General features: G+C 37.6%; 12 protein-coding genes and 1 pseudogene. 7 read left to right on the forward strand and 6 right to left on the reverse strand.

From position 1 onward, the window contains the following. Positions 1-162: 162 nt before the first annotated feature. Both E4661_RS14330 and gltX read right to left on the reverse strand, forming a co-directional pair. The gene (locus E4661_RS14330) at positions 163-1,089 is read right to left on the reverse strand and encodes an SPFH domain-containing protein (RefSeq protein WP_136468148.1); all 927 of its coding nucleotides are present in this window, start codon (positions 1,087-1,089) and stop codon (positions 163-165) included. An 85-nt stretch (positions 1,090-1,174) separates the two neighbouring features. Next, positions 1,175-2,689 carry a glutamate--tRNA ligase gene (gene gltX, locus E4661_RS14335; protein ID WP_136468149.1) on the reverse strand — a complete coding sequence of 505 codons (1,515 nt, stop codon included), beginning with the start codon at positions 2,687-2,689 and terminating at the stop codon, positions 1,175-1,177. 128 nt (positions 2,690-2,817) lie between these two features. On the opposite strand from gltX, the gene E4661_RS14340 reads away from it, so the two are divergent. The 7 genes and pseudogenes from E4661_RS14340 (at position 2,818) to E4661_RS14370 (ending at position 13,561) form a co-directional block, all read left to right on the forward strand. After that, positions 2,818-6,225 (forward strand): DUF4175 family protein, encoded by a 3,408-nt coding sequence (locus E4661_RS14340; protein ID WP_136468150.1) that lies wholly within the window; start codon positions 2,818-2,820, stop codon positions 6,223-6,225. Beyond that, positions 6,218-6,637 carry an rRNA maturation RNase YbeY gene (gene ybeY, locus E4661_RS14345; protein ID WP_136468151.1) on the forward strand — a complete coding sequence of 140 codons (420 nt, stop codon included), beginning with the start codon at positions 6,218-6,220 and terminating at the stop codon, positions 6,635-6,637. Before E4661_RS14340 ends, ybeY begins: the two co-directional genes overlap by 8 nt. 2 nt (positions 6,638-6,639) lie before the next feature. Next, positions 6,640-8,509 (forward strand): annotated as a pseudogene (mnmG, locus tag E4661_RS14350) (tRNA uridine-5-carboxymethylaminomethyl(34) synthesis enzyme MnmG). A gap of 96 nt (positions 8,510-8,605) precedes the next feature. Then, positions 8,606-9,151, forward strand: coding sequence for a hypothetical protein (locus E4661_RS14355; RefSeq protein ID WP_136468152.1), 546 nt, complete (start codon positions 8,606-8,608; stop codon positions 9,149-9,151). Beyond that, on the forward strand, positions 9,129-9,959 hold the full coding sequence (locus E4661_RS14360) for a class I SAM-dependent methyltransferase (RefSeq protein WP_136468153.1): 831 nt from the start codon (positions 9,129-9,131) through the stop codon (positions 9,957-9,959). Before E4661_RS14355 ends, E4661_RS14360 begins: the two co-directional genes overlap by 23 nt. A 239-nt stretch (positions 9,960-10,198) precedes the next feature. Continuing rightward, a complete protein-coding gene (locus E4661_RS14365; protein WP_136468154.1) occupies positions 10,199-10,705 on the forward strand; it encodes an OmpH/Skp family outer membrane protein in 507 nt (168 codons plus the stop codon). Between the two features lie 168 nt (positions 10,706-10,873). After that, on the forward strand, positions 10,874-13,561 hold the full coding sequence (locus tag E4661_RS14370; RefSeq protein ID WP_136468155.1) for a hypothetical protein: 2,688 nt from the start codon (positions 10,874-10,876) through the stop codon (positions 13,559-13,561). Between the two features lie 34 nt (positions 13,562-13,595). On the opposite strand, the gene E4661_RS14375 is transcribed toward E4661_RS14370, so the two are convergent. From E4661_RS14375 to E4661_RS14390, 4 genes are all read right to left on the reverse strand, one after another. Further along, on the reverse strand, positions 13,596-15,593 hold the full coding sequence (locus E4661_RS14375; protein ID WP_136468156.1) for an amidohydrolase family protein: 1,998 nt from the start codon (positions 15,591-15,593) through the stop codon (positions 13,596-13,598). Between the two features lie 156 nt (positions 15,594-15,749). After that, a complete protein-coding gene (locus E4661_RS14380) occupies positions 15,750-16,241 on the reverse strand; it encodes a YdcF family protein (RefSeq protein WP_136468157.1) in 492 nt (163 codons plus the stop codon). 3 nt (positions 16,242-16,244) lie between these two features. Further along, positions 16,245-16,640 (reverse strand): DoxX family protein, encoded by a 396-nt coding sequence (locus tag E4661_RS14385; protein ID WP_136468158.1) that lies wholly within the window; start codon positions 16,638-16,640, stop codon positions 16,245-16,247. Positions 16,641-16,652: 12 nt separating this feature from the next. Then, positions 16,653-17,804, reverse strand: coding sequence for a DNA polymerase III subunit (locus E4661_RS14390; RefSeq protein ID WP_136468159.1), 1,152 nt, complete (start codon positions 17,802-17,804; stop codon positions 16,653-16,655). Between the last annotated feature and the right edge of the window lie 77 nt (positions 17,805-17,881).

Consider the following 17,881-nt stretch of genomic DNA (forward strand, 5'->3'; position numbering starts at 1 on the left):
TGCAGACTTTTGAGGATTCCATACTTTTAGCAAAAGAAAAGCTCATCGAATACAATGAGCTTAAAGGTTCTTTTCAAGTGTCAGATTAACCACAACTGTCAGGTTAAGTAGTGGCTAGTACACTTTAGGTTCCCTTTTTAATTATGCAAAATGTTGAACGATTTACTCTTTTTTCTTGGTTGTTCCGGTTTTCTTCATTTGCTCACCTATCATGTTGCTAGCGGTAAATGAGGCAACCATATTATTCAGCATATCGCTTCCAGCTTGTGGTGAGTTGGGGAGCAAAATTAAATTTGTATTGGTTTCTTCTCCGATTGATTGTAAAGTATCATAATGCTGGGTAACAACAATCAAAGCAGAAGCTTCTTGCGAATTGATGCCAACCTTGTTCAATACTTCAACGGATTCTTCCAACCCTCTTGCAATTTCGCGTCGCTGATCGGCAATACCTTGTCCTTGCAATCTTTTACTTTCTGCTTCTGCTTTTGCTTTTTCAACAATTAAAATTCTTGCGGCATCACCTTCAAACTGTGCAGCAATTTTTTCTCGTTCAGAAGCATTGATTCGGTTCATGGCTTCTTTTACTTGTGCATCTGGATCAATATCAGTTACCAGGGTTTTAATAATGTCATATCCATATTCCAACATAGCGTCTTGTAGTTCACTTTTTACCGCAATGGCAATATCATCCTTTTTTACAAATACGTCATCCAGTTTCATTTTTGGAACCTCGGCACGAACCACATCAAATACATAAGAGGTAATTTGGTCGTGCGGATACTCCAATTTGTAGAAAGCTTCATAAACTTTTTCTCTGATAACCACATACTGAACAGAAACCTTGAGTTTTACAAAAACATCGTCTAAAGTTTTGGTTTCAACAATAACATCCAATTGTTGGATTTTAAGACTCAATCTACCTGCAATTCTTTGAACTATAGGAATCTTAAATTGAATACCTGAATTTCTAACACTGGTAAACTTTCCAAATGTCTCAATTACAATTGCGGTTTGCTGTTTTACGATAAAAACAAAAGAGAAAAATAATAATCCAGCAATAATTAAGGCTGGAATCCAAAAGTAACCCATAGCGATTTGATTTATGATTAGTGGAATAAGGTACAAAACACCTTTTAATGATATGTATATAATTTGACGGATTTGTTACACAACCTTAATTGGAAAGCGAAGTAATGGCAGTTTCGATACGAGCCAGGGATTCTTTTTTTCCAATAAGCTCCAAAATATCGAACAAATGTGGCCCTTTCATATCTCCAACAATAATCAATCGTAGGGGACCCATAACTTTTCCAAAGGAAAGCTCTTGTTCGGTAATCCAGTTTTTGACTTGTTGTTCAACACGAGCAGAAGAGAAATCATCACAATTGTCAAAAATAGAGGCAACACTTTGCATTAGTGCTGGCGTACCTTCTTTCCATTGCTTTCTCACCATTTTCTCATTAAAGGAAGAAGGTGCTTCAAAAAAATAACTGGATAACCCCCAAAAGTCGGAAACAAAATTTGCACGTTCCTTAATTAGGGAAACCACTTTTTCAATAAGAGTTTTATCCAGTTGAGAATTATCAGGGCCTAATTTTGTGGCAAACTGTTTTTGGAATAATTCGGCTAGTTCGACATCATTGGTTTTTTGCAAATATTGATGGTTATACCATTTTGTTTTCTCTGGATCGAATCGTGCTCCTGATTTGTTGACGCGATCTAGGCTGAAAGCTTCAACTAGGTCATTAAGATTAAAAATCTCCTGTTCTGTTCCGGGATTCCAGCCCAATAAGGCTAAAAAGTTGACCACTGCTTCTGGAAAATAACCTGCTTCCCTGTAACCTTGGGATTCGTTCCATGACAACGGAAAAACGGGAAAACCTCCTTTTTCACCATCTCGTTTACTTAATTTTCCTTTTCCAACCGGTTTCATGATTAGAGGTAAATGAGCAAATTGTGGAGCGTTCCAACCAAAGGCGTTGTAGAGTAATTGGTGAAGCGCCAAAGAGGGCAACCATTCTTCACCACGAATCACATGGGATATTTGCATTAGGTGGTCATCAACGATGTTGGCAAGGTGGTAAGTTGGCATTCCATCACTCTTGAATAGAATTTTATCGTCCAAGATATTGGTGTCAATTTTGATTTCACCACGAATAAGATCATTAAGGATTAAAGTCTCATCTTGTGGCGATTTAAAACGAATCACGAAATCTTGACCGGCGTCTATTTTGTCCTTTACCTCATCTTCAGAAAGAGTAAGCGAATTGTTCAATTTTAGTCTGTTATGCCAGTTGTATATGAACGTTTTTCCTTTGGCTTCATGATCTTTTCTGTGAAAATCAAGTTTTTCAGGAGTATCAAAAGCATAATAGGCATGGCCCTTGTCAATTAGCTCTAGCGCATAATTTTTATATAAATGTTTTCGCTCACTTTGTCTGTATGGCCCAACTGAACCTTCTTTCCCAGGCCCTTCATCAAATGGGATGCCACACCAGTTTAATGCTTCAATAATATACTCCTCAGCTCCCTCTACGTACCTATTTTGATCGGTATCCTCAATACGGAGCACAAAATCTCCGTTATGTTTTTTAGCGAATAGGTAGTTAAAAAGTGCTGTGCGCACACCACCTATGTGTAATGGACCTGTTGGACTTGGTGCAAAACGCACCCTTATTTTTTGATTCATGGGTCAATTTTGAACCGCAAAGATAGTATTTGACAATACAGCAGAAAATAGTTGACAATGGCTGTTTTAACAAAAAGTTTTAAGGAGTATACTGGGCTTTCGGGTATATTGGTTATAAATATTACAATTTGCAAGGCTATAACGAGATTTTAAAGAAACTTAACGAGTTTACTACCAGGTATTACTTGAAACAATTGATTCAGGGGAGTTTGCTTTTTTTATCACTTGGGCTGCTCTTTCTATTCACTGTCATGTTTTTGGAGTACATGTTATGGTTAAACCAAGACTGGAGGTTTATATTGTTCTTTGCGTTCATTGCGGTTGAGCTATTGTTGTTGTTCAGGTTTGTTCTTGTGCCCATGTTTTACCTGTTTAAGATTAAGAAGGGGCTTAGTAATAAGGAAGCTGCCAGCCTAATAGGTGTTCATTTTCCAAGTATAGATGACAAACTATATAACCTTTTAGAACTTGGCCAGGTTGGTGAAAGTTCTGAATTATTATTGGCAAGTATTGAACAAAAAAGTAGGAACCTAAATGATTTTGCTTTTGTAAAGGCGGTAAAATTAAAGGAAAGCTGGAGCTACCTTAAGTATCTACTGGTACCGGTCGGCATAGTTGTACTTGTTTGGATTTCAGGAAACATTGCTTCTTTTTTTGGATCATATAATAGAGTGGTTAATTATGATTTGGCTTACGAGCAACCTGCACCTTTTGAATTTCGTGTTTTGAATGAAAAATTGGAAGTCTTGGATAATGAGAAGCTTGTTATTGAAGTAGAGACTGTTGGTGATGTGAGACCGGAAAACATTTTTATAGTTATAGATGGAGAAGAACTATTGCTTCAGAAAAGGGGTGGAGTTTTTACTCATTCAATTGAGGCACCGGTTGGGGAAAATTCTTTTTTTCTAACAGCAAATGGATGGGATTCCAGAGTATACTTGATTAGGAGCTTTAGCACACCGTCTCTGGAGGATTTTAGACTGAATTTAACCTATCCGAATTATACTTTGCGTTCGCCCGAAGAAATCATTGGTACGGGTAACGCTGTTGTTCCTGAGGGAACCGAAATTACTTGGAAAGTTATTGGTAGGCATGTTGATGAAATAGTTATGGATATGTCTGATACAGTTGTCACTTTTAAAAAAAATGAAGATTACTTCAATAATAATATGAAAGTGTACAATAGCTTATCATATGAATTAAAAAGCTCTAACTCTAATGTGAGGGATTTCGAAGTTTTAGGATATCAGGTGGAGGTTATTAAAGATGCGTACCCTTTGGTTGAGGTTGAGCAGATTTTGGACTCAATAAACCCTAATCAGACTTTTTTTGTTGGACAGGCCTCGGATGATTATAAGGTAAATGAAATTAGGGCGGTTTGTTTTCCTTCGGATGATGCACAGGATGTTCAAAGAATTGTGTTGGAGTCACCGAAAAATAACGTACATCAGTTTTATTATACATTTCCATCTGGATTTAAACTAAAAGAAGGTAAAAGTTATAGTTTGTTTTTTGAAGTAGTTGATAATGATGAGATTAGAGGAGGAAAGGTAAAGAAAAGTAAAGTGTTCAAAACTGCTTTACTGGATGATAATCAACTGAAAAACAAAGAGTTAGATTTTCAAAACAGTGCTTTAAAGAATTGGGATAGATCGTTGAGCAAATATAAGGAGCAAAGTGAGAGATTATCTGAGATTAACCAGAAGCAAAAAAATGAAGCTAATTTAAATTTTGAAGAGCAAAACGAGATAAAGGATTTTCTGAAGAAACAAGAACTACAGGAGCAATTAATGCAAAAGTTTAGTAAACAGCTTAATAAAAGCCTTGATAAAGATGGGTTATCGGATGAAAGGAAGAAGATGCTTAAGGAAAGGTTGGAACGTCAAGAATTGGAGGCAAAGAAAAACGAGAAACTCCTGGAAGAATTAAACAAACTATCTGATAAAATTGATAAGGACGAATTAAAGAAAAAGCTTGAAGAGATTGAGAAGAACCAACGCAACGCGACTAGAAATCTAGAACAGATTTTGGAATTGACCAAGCGATACTATGTTACCGAAAAGATGACTCATTTAGCGGAAGAGTTGGATAAGCTTTCCGAGAAACAAAGACAATTGTCGGAAATGGAATTGGGGGATAAACTTGACGAAAAGTTACAGGAAGAACTTAGTAAAGAATTCGACAATTTATCTGGCGAGATTGATAGCTTGAGAAAAGATAATAAAGCGCTCAAAAAACCGCTCGATTTTGATATAACTCCTGGAGAACAGAGGGCTGTTAAACAAGATCAAAGGGATGCAGAAGAGGAGATAAACAAGCATCAGGGTAATCAGGAATCATCGGATGGTGAAGAGAAAGAACGAGCAGGAAATCGTATCTCACAAAAACAAAAGGCAGCAGCTCAAAAAATGAAGGAGATGAGCAATTCTTTGTCAGAAACCTCAATGAGTGGTGGGGGATCATCGGTCACAGAAGATGCCGAAATGTTGCGACAGATTTTGGATAACTTGGTTACGTTTTCTTTCAAACAAGAAGGATTGTTTGAGAATGTTGAAAATTCGGATATAGAGATTTCTCAGTTTTCAAAAATGGTAAAGGATCAGAAAGAATTAAGGGGCCTATTTGAACATGTTGATGACAGTCTTTTTTCCTTGTCGTTGCGCAGAGCTGAGTTATCTGAATTTGTAAATGAACAAATAACCGAGGTGTATTATAATATTGATAAAGCACTCGAGAGTATTGCGGATAATCAGGTTTTTCGAGGAGCCTCACATCAACAGTATATTATAAATGCCACAAATGCGTTGGCGGATTTTTTGGCCAACATACTTGATAATATGCAAGAAAGCATGAGCAGTGGAAAGGGAAACGGGCAGGGAAAAGGAGGCTTTCAACTTCCTGATATTATCCAAGGACAAAAGGGAATACAGGAGGGAATGAATAATGCTGGTAAGAGTGGAGAGGGTAAAGAAGGTAAGAAAGGAAACGGGGAAGAAGGCGGTAATGCCATGGGAAACAAGCAACAAGGAGATGGCCAGGGTGAAGGAAATAGGGGTCAAAAAGGGGAGTCTTTAGGTCAAAGTGGCCAGGGTGGTTTGAACGGGCCCGACGGAGAGGAGATGGGATTAAATGAGATTTACGAGATATATAAGGAACAACAATTTTTGAGGAAACAGTTAGAGGAGCAGTTGAAAGATATGATAAATGAGGGGGAAAGAAATTTGGCTGAAAAGTTGGTTAGGCAAATTGAAGATTTTGAAAACGATTTGTTACAGAATGGAATTACTCAGAGAACAATTAATAAGGTCAATACAATTCAACATCAGTTAATGAAGCTTGAAAATGCTTCTTTAAAACAGGGAAAAGAAAGTAAAAGGGAGAGTAATACAAATGACAATAAATTTCAAAACCCTGTTATCACCAAACCTGAAATCCTTGAGTATCACAATAACAATGTTGAAATATTAAATAGACAAGCGTTACCTTTGCGGCAGGATTACGACAAAAAGGTCAAGGTTTATTTTAAGAATGATTGATTTTCATTTTGAGTCAGAACTAAAGCTGAAAGACTTAGCGAAATTCTCCGATTGGATAAGTAGGATTATTGAATCTGAAGGCTTTCAATTGGGACAAATTGATTATATCTTTTGTACTGATGATTATTTGCTAAATGTTAATCAGCAGTACTTAAATCACGACACTTTTACTGATATTATCACGTTTGACTATTCTAGTGGAAGAACACTTTCTGGAGATATATTTATTTCCTCCGACAGGGTTTCTGAGAATGCTAGAACGTATGGCGTTACTTTCGAAAATGAGCTTTTACGGGTTATGAGTCATGGAGTATTGCACCTGATGGGTTACGCAGATAAGACGGAAGATGAGCAAAGTGTGATGCGAACAAAAGAAGAGGAAAAGATAAAATTGTTCCACGTGGAACCATAGGTATGTTTGAAAAAGAATATGATGTTATAGTTGTTGGTGGTGGTCATGCCGGTGCTGAAGCTACAGCCGCTGCTGCAAATATGGGTTCCAGAACACTGTTGGTTACTATGAATCTTCAGAATATTGGCCAGATGTCTTGTAATCCGGCAATGGGTGGAATAGCAAAGGGACAAATAGTAAGAGAGATTGATGCACTTGGAGGTTATAGCGGAATAATAACTGATAAATCTGCGATTCAGTTTAAAATGCTTAATAAATCTAAGGGCCCCGCCATGTGGAGTCCTAGAGCGCAGAATGATAGGATGCGTTTTGCTGAGGAATGGAGATTGGCTTTGGAAAGTACACCAAACGCTGATTTTTACCAAGAGATGGTTTCTGGGTTGTTGGTTGAAAACAACAAAGTTGTTGGGGTAAGAACCTCATTGGGTGTTGATATTCGGGCTAAGGCAGTTGTTCTTACAAATGGAACTTTTTTGAATGGCTTAATTCATATTGGAGAAAAACAATTTGGAGGGGGCAGAGCTGGAGAAAAAGCTGCAACGGGAATTACAGAGCAGTTAGTAGACTTTGGTTTTGATAGTGGAAGGATGAAGACAGGAACCCCCCCCTAGAGTTGATGGAAGATCGCTTGATTATGGTAAAATGATTCCACAACCTGGAGATGTTTATCCAGAGAAATTTTCGTATTTGAACACCCCGATTTTGAAAGAACAGAGGGACTGTCATATGACACATACCAGTGCTTTGGTTCATGATTTATTGAGAGAAGGGTTTGATCGCTCTCCAATGTTTAATGGACGAATAAAAAGCCTTGGCCCAAGATATTGTCCGTCCATTGAAGATAAGATCAATAGATTTGCGGAAAAAGACGCACATCAAATTTTTGTTGAACCCGAAGGATGGCACACTGTTGAGGTTTATGTGAACGGATTTTCAACTTCTCTTCCTGAGGATGTTCAGTATAGAGCACTAAAGTCTGTCAAGGGATTTGAGAATGTAAAGTTTTTTAGACCTGGATACGCTATAGAATATGATTATTTTCCACCCACTCAGTTGAGGCATACTCTAGAAACAAAGTTGGTAAATAACTTGTATTTTGCTGGTCAAATTAACGGAACTACAGGTTATGAGGAGGCTGCTTCTCAAGGGCTAATGGCGGGAATAAATGCTCATTTGAAGATTAACGAAAAAGAACCTTTTATCTTAAAGAGGGACGAGGCGTACATTGGTGTTTTGATAGATGATTTGATTACTAAGGGCACGGAAGAGCCTTATCGAATGTTTACTTCAAGGGCAGAATATAGAACGTTGCTTCGACAGGATAATGCGGATTTAAGACTTACGCCAAAAAGTTTCGAACTTGGATTGGCTACGGAAGAACGAATGGGGAGAATGAAAGAGAAACAAGACAAGTCTCAAAGGTTTGTGGAATTTTTCAAGAAAACCAGTTTTGTGCCGGATGAAATCAACCCAATATTAGAGGAAGTTTCTTCCGCGGTCGTCAAACAATCAGACAAACTTTTTAAAGTGTTCTCAAGACCGAAAGTTACAATGGATCACATGTTGAGCTTGAACTCTGTTTCGGATTTTGTTAAAGAGAACCAGTTAAATTCGGAGGTCTTGGAGCAGGCAGAAATCCAAGTCAAATATTCGGGATATATTGAGAAGGAAAAAAATAATGCAGATAAGCTTCATAGACTTGAAAATGTCAAGATTCCCGAAAGCTTTGACTATTCTAAACTTAAATCACTCTCTTATGAGGCAAGGGAGAAGTTAGAGGCAATTAGACCCGTTACTATTTCTCAAGCGTCTCGCATCAGCGGGGTATCTCCATCGGACATAAGCGTATTATTGGTTTTTTTGGGGCGATAGGTATATTTTGTTCCACGTGGAACATGGGAGTGGTTAATCATACTTAAAAGTCATGGCTTGGTTTTTGATTGACTTAATCAGTCAAACCAAAAAGCAATGAATCGAAGATTACTTCTGGGAGTTTCTTTAGTTTTTTTAACCTCTTGTATTCCATTAAGAATAGCTCCGATCATTAAAGATTATAAAATAACTAAAGGCAAAAGATTTAAAAGAGGCTTGCCTAAAAAGTCCATGTTCATTTTTGAAGACCCTAAAGATGAAAATGAATTTTACAATTACATCAACACTAAATTTCAACTAGAAGACTATTACGTGGATGTTGAAGTTCCTTTTATGGTAAATGGCCAAAAGTTTTATTTTTCTTTTTACGAAGTAGAGATTCCCACAAAGACGATTAACTTGATTCCTTTAATGATTGATGGTATTTTAAGTCAAACTACAGAAATGGACCCCATGTTGGAGGAAGTTCATACATCACGTATTGGAAATTGGTATGTAGCTATTGAGATATTTAGTGATAATCAAAAGGATTGTTTACAGGAAGATTCAATTTTTAGACCTCAGCTTTTAGCGTATCTTACACAACTGAAAAACGAATACTTGAACACTGTCAACTACAATGAAGTTGTTTTTAAAAACTAGGGACTACTCCGTTTCCGGGGAAGACTTCGAGTTACTTTACGATGATAATATGGATATGCTGGTTACGAAACCACAACCAGAGAATCTTTCAGTGTACTATAACAGCGAGGTGTATATTTCGCATACGGATTCTCGGGCTACGTTTACTGATAGGCTATATCAATGGGTGAAGCATTTTAGTCTTAAAAAAAAGATTCAACTAGTTGATAATCAGAATGTTAACGGTAATGTTTTGTTGGATTATGGAGCTGGAACCGGTGATTTTCTACTAAAAGCCAAGTCTAAGGATTATATTGTTTCTGGAATAGAACCTAACCAAAAGGCTAGAGCCAATGCGGCAATGAAAGGCTTACAGCTGGTGAAAGACATCAGTACATTGGACAAGAAGTCCTATGATGTTATAACATTATGGCACGTATTGGAACATCTGCCTAATCTAGAGAAGAAAGTTGAAGAGATTTGCAATCTGCTAGATGCAAATGGTATATTGGTAGTGGCTGTTCCAAATTATAGATCGTTTGATGCAACCTATTACGGAAAATATTGGGCGGCTTACGATGTGCCTAGACACTTGTGGCACTTTTCAAAAAAGTCAATTATTCGACTTTTTGAAAAGCATGACATGGAAGTACTTTCTATAAAGCCAATGATATTTGATGCATTTTATGTTTCATTACTTTCTGAAAAATACAAGCAAAACAAATTGTATCTGGTCAATGCTTTTTTTATAGGACTTTGGTCAAACGTTAAAGCATACTTTTCCAAAGAGTACTCATCCCACATATATATTATAAAAAAGAGAAATTAGACATTTTCAGAGCCTTGAAGCGCCCTTTTTCTTAACCATACTAAATAGGGCCGAAGGTCTAAGAAATGCTCTTAAAAATGGTTTAAAAAATTCTTTAGAATAATTAAACTTTATTTGAATTGCCAACTTCAATAAACATTATCTATTTTACAAACAGCCTTGGTTTTTAAGATTAACAATGGGATAATCATAGTCATTAAAAAAGCTTTCCTATTTTTGCGCATCATTAAATCGGAGAAATGAAAAAAGGAATTGTATTACTAGTTGCATTAGTCACCGTTGCATGTCAACAAAACAAAATTGGATATGTAGACAACGTAAAACTAATGGACGGCTATCAAGAAAAAATTGATATAGAAGCAAAGTTCAAGACTAAGGTTGATGCTTTGACAAAAAAAAGAGATAGTATTTCGCAGGCGTTTCAGTTGGAACTCCAAGGGTTTCAGGCAAAGGCACAGAAAATGTCCCAGAAAAGCGCACAAGAAGAATATACTTTGTTGCAGCAAAAAGGACAGTTTGTAGGTCAACAACTGCAGCAAGAAGAACAGCAATTACAACAGAACAGCCAAACCGAAATGGACTCATTGGTTAGCAAGGTTAAAAAAGAGATAAAGGCGTATGGAAAAGCCAATGGTTTTACCTATATCCTAGGTGGTGGCGATGGAGGAGCGGTCCTCTATGGTCAGGATGCACACAACCTTACGGATGCCGTTCTGAAAATATTGAACGACAACTATAAGAAGTAAATAGCGACACGAAGTAAGCTGAAAGGCCCATCCTTAAAGGACGGGCCTTTTTTTTTGCATCCATTTTTCCTAATAAATTGTAAAAGTCGATTAAGGTTTCTTTCGGATTTTGTAGTTTCATTTAAACTTCCCCAGAACAATTATATATGCCAATTTGCTTTTAAAAGAATGAAAAACCTGTCTTTGATAGCTTTTTTGCTATGGAGTATTTGTAGCTTTTCCCAAAGCTCTAGCGACACTACCTCAGTTTTCAATACACCGGAAAAGATTTATCTGCAGCTCGATTCCAACGAATACATTTCGAATCAAACCATTTGGTTTAAGGCTATTGTTACAGATTCTAGGGATCATACCCCTTCAACACTCAGTGGGGTTCTTTATGTCGATTTGATAAATGATGATAATCAAATCATAGAGCATAAACTTGTAAAATTGAATGTTGGGCTTGGCCATGGCAACATTGATTTACAAAATGGATATCAGGGTCGTTTTTTAATAAGAGCCTATACACAATGGAACCAGAATTTTGGCGATGATTTTATATTTCAAGAATATATTACAGTACATGGGTTAGAAGAAAGAGATAAGAATCTCTTTGAAGAACTGGTGATTGTACAGAATGAAGAAGGGGAAAAAGTTTTATCTGGCAATTTAAATTTTGATGATGAAAACCATGAAGGTTCAGATAAACTTAATGCCTATCTGGATTGGGGAGCAGATGGAAAGGAGGTAATTGCAGAAAAAAATGGAATAACTACGTATTTTTTAAAGTCAGAAATTCCAAAGAAAAGCTCATGGGTTAAAGTTTCCTTAGCGGATCAAAATGGATTGAACCATTCCAAGACTTTTGTAATAGAAGATACCTCTTTGGATGTTCAATTTTTCCCTGAAAGTGGGAAAATGATACAAGCATTACAAAATAAAATAGGGTTCAAAGCTATGGGATTTGATGGTAGGGGACGAAAAATCCAAGGTACCGTCTATAACAGCAGGGGAAAAGTGATAACGGATTTTCAAAGTAACGCATTGGGCATGGGTTTTTTTCATTTGACCCCAAGTCGCGATGAAACCTATTACGCCAAAGTAAGGCCAATTGAAGAAGAAAAAACGAAGGTAAAAACATATTCATTGCCCAAGGTCCACAACCATGGAACCTTACTTTCTGTTTATAAGGTAAAGGATAAAGTAAGATTTCGGATAGCTTCGAACCAACAAAAAGATGGTATTACGATTAACGCTAGCTGTAGAGGAACGGATTATTATAGGATTGAAGGATTACTACAAAATGGAAGATTGACCTCTGAAATTCCCGCAGAAGATCTTCCTGACGGAATTGTGGTTTTTACATTAATGGATGAGCAGGATAGATCAATCGCTGAACGCCTTTTTTATAACGAGTCAGGAAAAGAGCAATTAGAAATAAAGCTTGAAACGGTTAAAACTTCTTATTCAAAAAGAGAAAAGACCTCTTTGGATATTCAGGTCTTAAAGCCCAGAAAAGATACGATAATGGCAAGCTTGTCCACAAAAGTTGTCCACAAAAATCAATGGCGGAGGGGAGTGGATGGTGATATCCGGTCGTATTTTCTTTTAGAGTCGGAGATAAGGGGGAACATAGAAAACCCAGGACGTTATTTTGACAAAAGCAACCCTGATCGCCTAAAAGATATTGATGTGTTATTGCTGACCCAGGGTTGGCGCAACTACAAACACCCAAGTGAAAGACGAGACGACATCTTTTATTGGCCACAGGAAGGCCTAGTAATAAGGGGAAAGGCAATCCATAACTCTTTCAAACATAAAAAAGAAAATATTGATTTAACCTTAGCTATGTTTGGAAAAGAAACATCAATATATTCAGCGACCAGTGACAGTTTAGGAAACTTTAAATTTTTGTTGGATGACACCTACGGTAAAAATATGCGTGTAATGCTTCATGCCAATAGCGACAGAGCAAAGAAAAAACCAAAAATATCCCTTAATGCTTGTCCTAAACCTAAGACGAAGTTTAAAAGCGATCCATTTGCTTATAAAGTGGACACCATTACTAAGGCTCTTTTAAAGAATGAGCAGAATCGAAAAAGAATGGAAATTGTTCTGGACTCACTTTACGGAGTTACCCAATTGGAAGAGGTTATTGTTGAAGATTATAAATTGACCCCCAAACGGAAAAAGATTTATGATAAATATGGGATGCCAGATGTGTTGATTTCAGGTGACTCTCTGTTGAAAAAGGAGAAAAAGTGGTCTTATGGTTTATACAGCATTCTTATGTTCAACTATGGTAGCGAAGTTCAAATCGAGCAATTTCCAGATGGTTTTATGCTTGCTCATGTAGCAGGTGGCCCCACTTTATTGATGGTAGATGGTCGGCTAATTCAAAAAGAAGAATATACATATGTGCCCCATATGCCTCCTGCAATTGTAGAAAGTCTGGAGATAATCAAATTTGCAAAGAGGTTTAAACATAGTTATTTTGAGATTTTCCCAGAGACTCCAATTATGGAGCTACCTTCCACAGGTCATATTATCTCGGTTAACACAAAGGGCAATGTGGGCCTTTATGCCAGGGATAAACCAACACCAGGAACCTTAAATACTATGTTAGAGGTATTTTCTCCTATAAAGGAATTTTATGTGCCAAAATATGACAAACCAATACCAGCGGATGAACAAAAGCCCGATTTGAGATCTTTAGTACATTGGGACCCATTACTATATGCAAATGACAACGGAAAAGCATCAACAAGTTTCTATAATGGTGACATTCCAGGGGAGTATGTTATTGTTGTCGAAGCCATTTCCAATCTGGGTCACTTGGGGTATGCCGAAACCACATTCTATGTCGAGGAATAAAAACCAAAATAATTGTCACTAAAGAAAAGGGCGTTCACTCTTCAAAATGCTTGACGCCTACTGATGCATATAATGTTTCTGGCCTAAAAATATTGCCATCCTTTATGGTGAGAACCACACGTCGAATGTCACTAATGTTCTCCACTGGATTTCCATCAACTAAAATTAGATCAGCGAGCTTTCCACTTTCAATGGAACCCAATTCATGCTCCATATTTGTGTTTTTAGCGGAGGACAATGTGGCAAGTTGCAATACTTCGTTTGCCGGAATACCGGCCAGAACGTAATTTTCTAACTCTTTATGCAGTGCAAAACCGGGGATGGCATCCGTTCCAGGGAGAATGGTCACATTATTAACATGAAGCTCGTAAACCATGTCTAAAAGTTTCTGAAAAGAATCTTTGTATTGCTGCTCCTTTCCTTCGGGAATTGGCAGACCACTGGAATAAAGATAGCGTCGACTTATTTGGATAGGTAGTCTATCGGCAACTACTTCGTATTGAGGGTCGACTTCGCCAGGCTTGGCAATGAACATACCTTCGAAAATGGAAACGGTTGGATCAATTTCGATTTCCCTTTCTTTCAAAAGCCTTATCAAAGCCTTAAATTCCTCGCTTTGTAAATCCAGTTCATGGGTATATTCTGCAACCGCAGAAAACCTAAGAGGCGTTCTAGTGTCAATGGTATCTGGCAAGAAGTTTAGCGCAACCATGTTTATATGCTGTATTTCATCAAAGCCATCCTTTATGGCATTTTCCGCAAGCATATAGGCGGGAATATGTCCACTTACCTTCATACCAAGCTCATGGGCTTTTTGTGCGAGTGGTTTTACCCAAGAAGGAGCGATTGAACTATATAATTTTATTTGTTGATACCCATCTTTTTTGTAATCCTCAATAGCCTTTAGTCCTTCTTTCACATTTGAGATGGTCAATCCAGGCCCTGCAAAAGGACCTTTTTGGTCTATAAAACCCGCCAAGGTCACCACTCTAGGCCCAATATTGGTGTTACTGTCAAATTCCTTTTTCATTTTGATAAGCTCTCTTGAATTTGCCATATCTCGAACCGAAGTTACCCCACCCGCTAAATGAAGAATTCCGTCTTCACGCTGTACATGACAATGATTATCAAAAAGGCCAGGAAGTAAAGTTTTGTTGGAGCCATCGATGATGGTCATCCCTTCGGGAATAGTAGGATTATCAAAAGAAACGGATTCTATTCTATTTCCCTTGATCAATACCGTACTATTTGGCAATATCTTTCCGGTGTTGGAGTCGAACATGTTTACATTTTTGACGGCCACACCATTTTTAGGAATCTCTGTCAGTTCTTTGGCGAGTTTCTTAAAGAAGGCATCTTCCTTTTTTTTCTGAAGTTCGGAAAGCTCTTCCAAAAGGTTGGTATTTTCTTCTTCAATCATAGTAAGCCATGATGAAATCGATGCAAAAATCCGGTTATCGTCATCTAACCATACATAGGAAGGCACAAATTCAAGCCCTGAAATTTCAACAATTTTCAAAGGGATGTCGTTGACCATTACCTCCTCAATATGGGTCAACGCCACTTTTCCCATGGGTAACAGATCAAGGGAGTGGTCGGGCTTTTCCAATAGCTTTCTGATTAACAATTCCGTATCGCCCAATGTGCCATTGACGCTCGCATAAAACAATTCTTTGTCAAAAGCTTTTTCTCCTTTTTCGGTTGTGCTTTCCCATTTGGCTTTCCCATCCGTGGCTGAAAACACCTCAGAAATGGTATCCTTTAGGTAGTTTACACCTGAAATTTCAAGCGACGAGATAACCCCATTTTCATTTAGTTTGATTTTCTCTTCAATTTCGGGTCCCCTACCTCTATCGTTATAAGAATAAGAGTAAATATATGTACCATCTTTTGCCTGGGAGCTAGAAAGTTTTCCTGCGATAGTTCCTTGAATGTAAACACCGTACTCTTTAGCGCTATAAAGTTGTTTTTCTTTTGAAGAGTTACAGGAAATCAAAAAGAGAAACAGCATACAATAAACTGAGCTTTTCATGGAGATTATTTTGGATTTAAACAACGAATCTTGCCAAAACTACTATGTGGAGGTTGATGGGCTTTGGATATTATAAAACTACAATATTTAAGTCTTTCCCAAAACTATAACAACCTAAGTCCTTCCCAGTTTCCGTTTTCAAGGTACTTTGCATTATTAATAATACAGTCCATTTTGTAGAATTGTAGCAATAGCTTTTTTTTCATGCAATAACACTTTTTTGTATTCCATGTCGTCCAGATTACTAATTACACCTTCGAAGTTTAGGGTATAACCAGCTAGTATTTCTCCAAAAATCAATTTTACCCTTTCCAGATGAAAATCTGAGGAAATTATGGTGAATGAAAAATCAGTTTCGAGTTTTGATAATATCGATTTGGTTTTAACCGCATCGTCTACCGTATTTTTTGAAAGGGCAAATTCCAAAAAAGCACTTTCCGGCATCCCTTTTCGCATCAAATATGTTTTTGCATAATGGGCATGAGGATGTTCTGCAGTATTAAAATTTGGACCCCACCCGCCAGTACAAATCACAAAATCTTTTTCGCTAAACAAATTCAGACAATGATTAAGTCGACTTTTCGCTATAGGTCCCAACTCCCCTGAAACGGAGTTTGGAGAACCTAGAACAACAAGTATTTTCTTCATTTATTACTGCAGCAAATAAATCAGAAAAACAGTCGGAATAAAATAGACAACAATGGTCTTTGCACCCTCATAATCTTTGGCAACCCTTTGCCCTAACAGCAAAAACAACAAGGTGACAGCAGAAAGCAGTGCACCACATAAGGCCATATTGCTTTTGCCAGACACAAGAAATTGAAAAGCACCCACAGCACATAGAATACCAGAGACCATTTCCATTAATAAAACAATAGCCAATAGTAGAGGCACTAATCCGCTAAAAATACTTTTCGAAAAATGCTCTTTGAGCCAACCAAGGTTGCCGCTCCAGTCCATGATTTTATCAATACCACTTTGCAATAAGGTAATGGTCAAAAAAAGAAGAATAAGAATTTGGGCCGCGTTTGCTGTAATGTGTTCCATTGTTAGTTCGTTTTAAGCTGCTTTGGCATGCAAAAGCCTTGTGAGCTTTATTGAGAGATCGGTGAATATGATTTTGGAATTGCCATTGCGCTCCACGTGAAAAATGGCCTTTTCCAATTCCTCAACAATTTGCTCAATATTATTTTCATGTACAAAAGGAGCAAATTTTGACAGGTCAAATTTTTCCACATGTATTTTTAGATAAACCAATTCATCGACATTATAATTCAACAAGAGCGCTTGTCGTATAGCCCTAAGGCAGTAATTCAAAAACTGTTTTTGAACTTCTCTGCCTGTTTTGGCTACTTCATCACTCCAAAGAATCAGTTCTTGTATGGCTGCTTTGTTTCCCTTAGCCTTAAAGGCGCTGCGAACCCATTGTACAAACCAACGCTCGAAAACAAGATCTTCCGAATCTTTGTTCATAAGGTCCAAAGCCTTGTTGAAATTACCATTGGCTTCATGTGCGATGGAATTGGCCTCCGACTCTTGGAGTCCATTCTTAATTAAAGCTTCTGCAATGGCACTTTCTGCAAGTGGCGGAAAATGTAAAATCTGGCAACGAGACCGAATGGTATTTATAATTTGCTCCTCATCTTCGGCCACCAAGAGCAAAACTGTTTTTGCGGGAGGCTCCTCAATCAGTTTCAATAATTTGTTTGAAGCCGCAATGTTCATTTTCTCGGCCATCCAGATGACCAAAATTTTGTAACCACCTTCATAAGATTTCAGAGAAAGCTTTTTAACCACATCCTGAGCCTCATCAACCCCAATTTGTCCTTGTTTCTTTTCAATTCCGATATGCCTGTACCAATCGAATAGGTTTCCATAGGGTTGTTCCTTGACAAACAATCGCCAATCCTCTAAAAAATTATCGCTGACCGCATGGGATTTTATTTTATCGGAATTGGAGACAGGAAAGGCAAAATGCAAATCAGGGTGGGAGAGCGAATTGCATTTGACGTTGCAGATCTCGTTTTCCCCATGATTCTCACCATTTGTGTTTTTGCAAAGCAAATATTGTGCATAGGCAATGGCCATAGGAAGGGTTCCAGTACCCTCGTTTCCTATGAATAATTGGGCATGGGCAACACGGCCAGATTCAGCAGTGGACACCAAATGGCTCTTAATGTGCTCTAGGCCTAAAACATCTTTAAAAAGCATATTTCAAAGATACATTTTTTAGGTTCTGGTACTGGCAAAGCTTTTTTTGTTGAAACTTGAAAAATATGATGCAGCCA

Origin of the sequence: Flagellimonas onchidii, assembly GCF_004804315.1 — a bacterium.
In the GTDB taxonomy this organism is placed as follows: domain Bacteria; phylum Bacteroidota; class Bacteroidia; order Flavobacteriales; family Flavobacteriaceae; genus Flagellimonas; species Flagellimonas onchidii.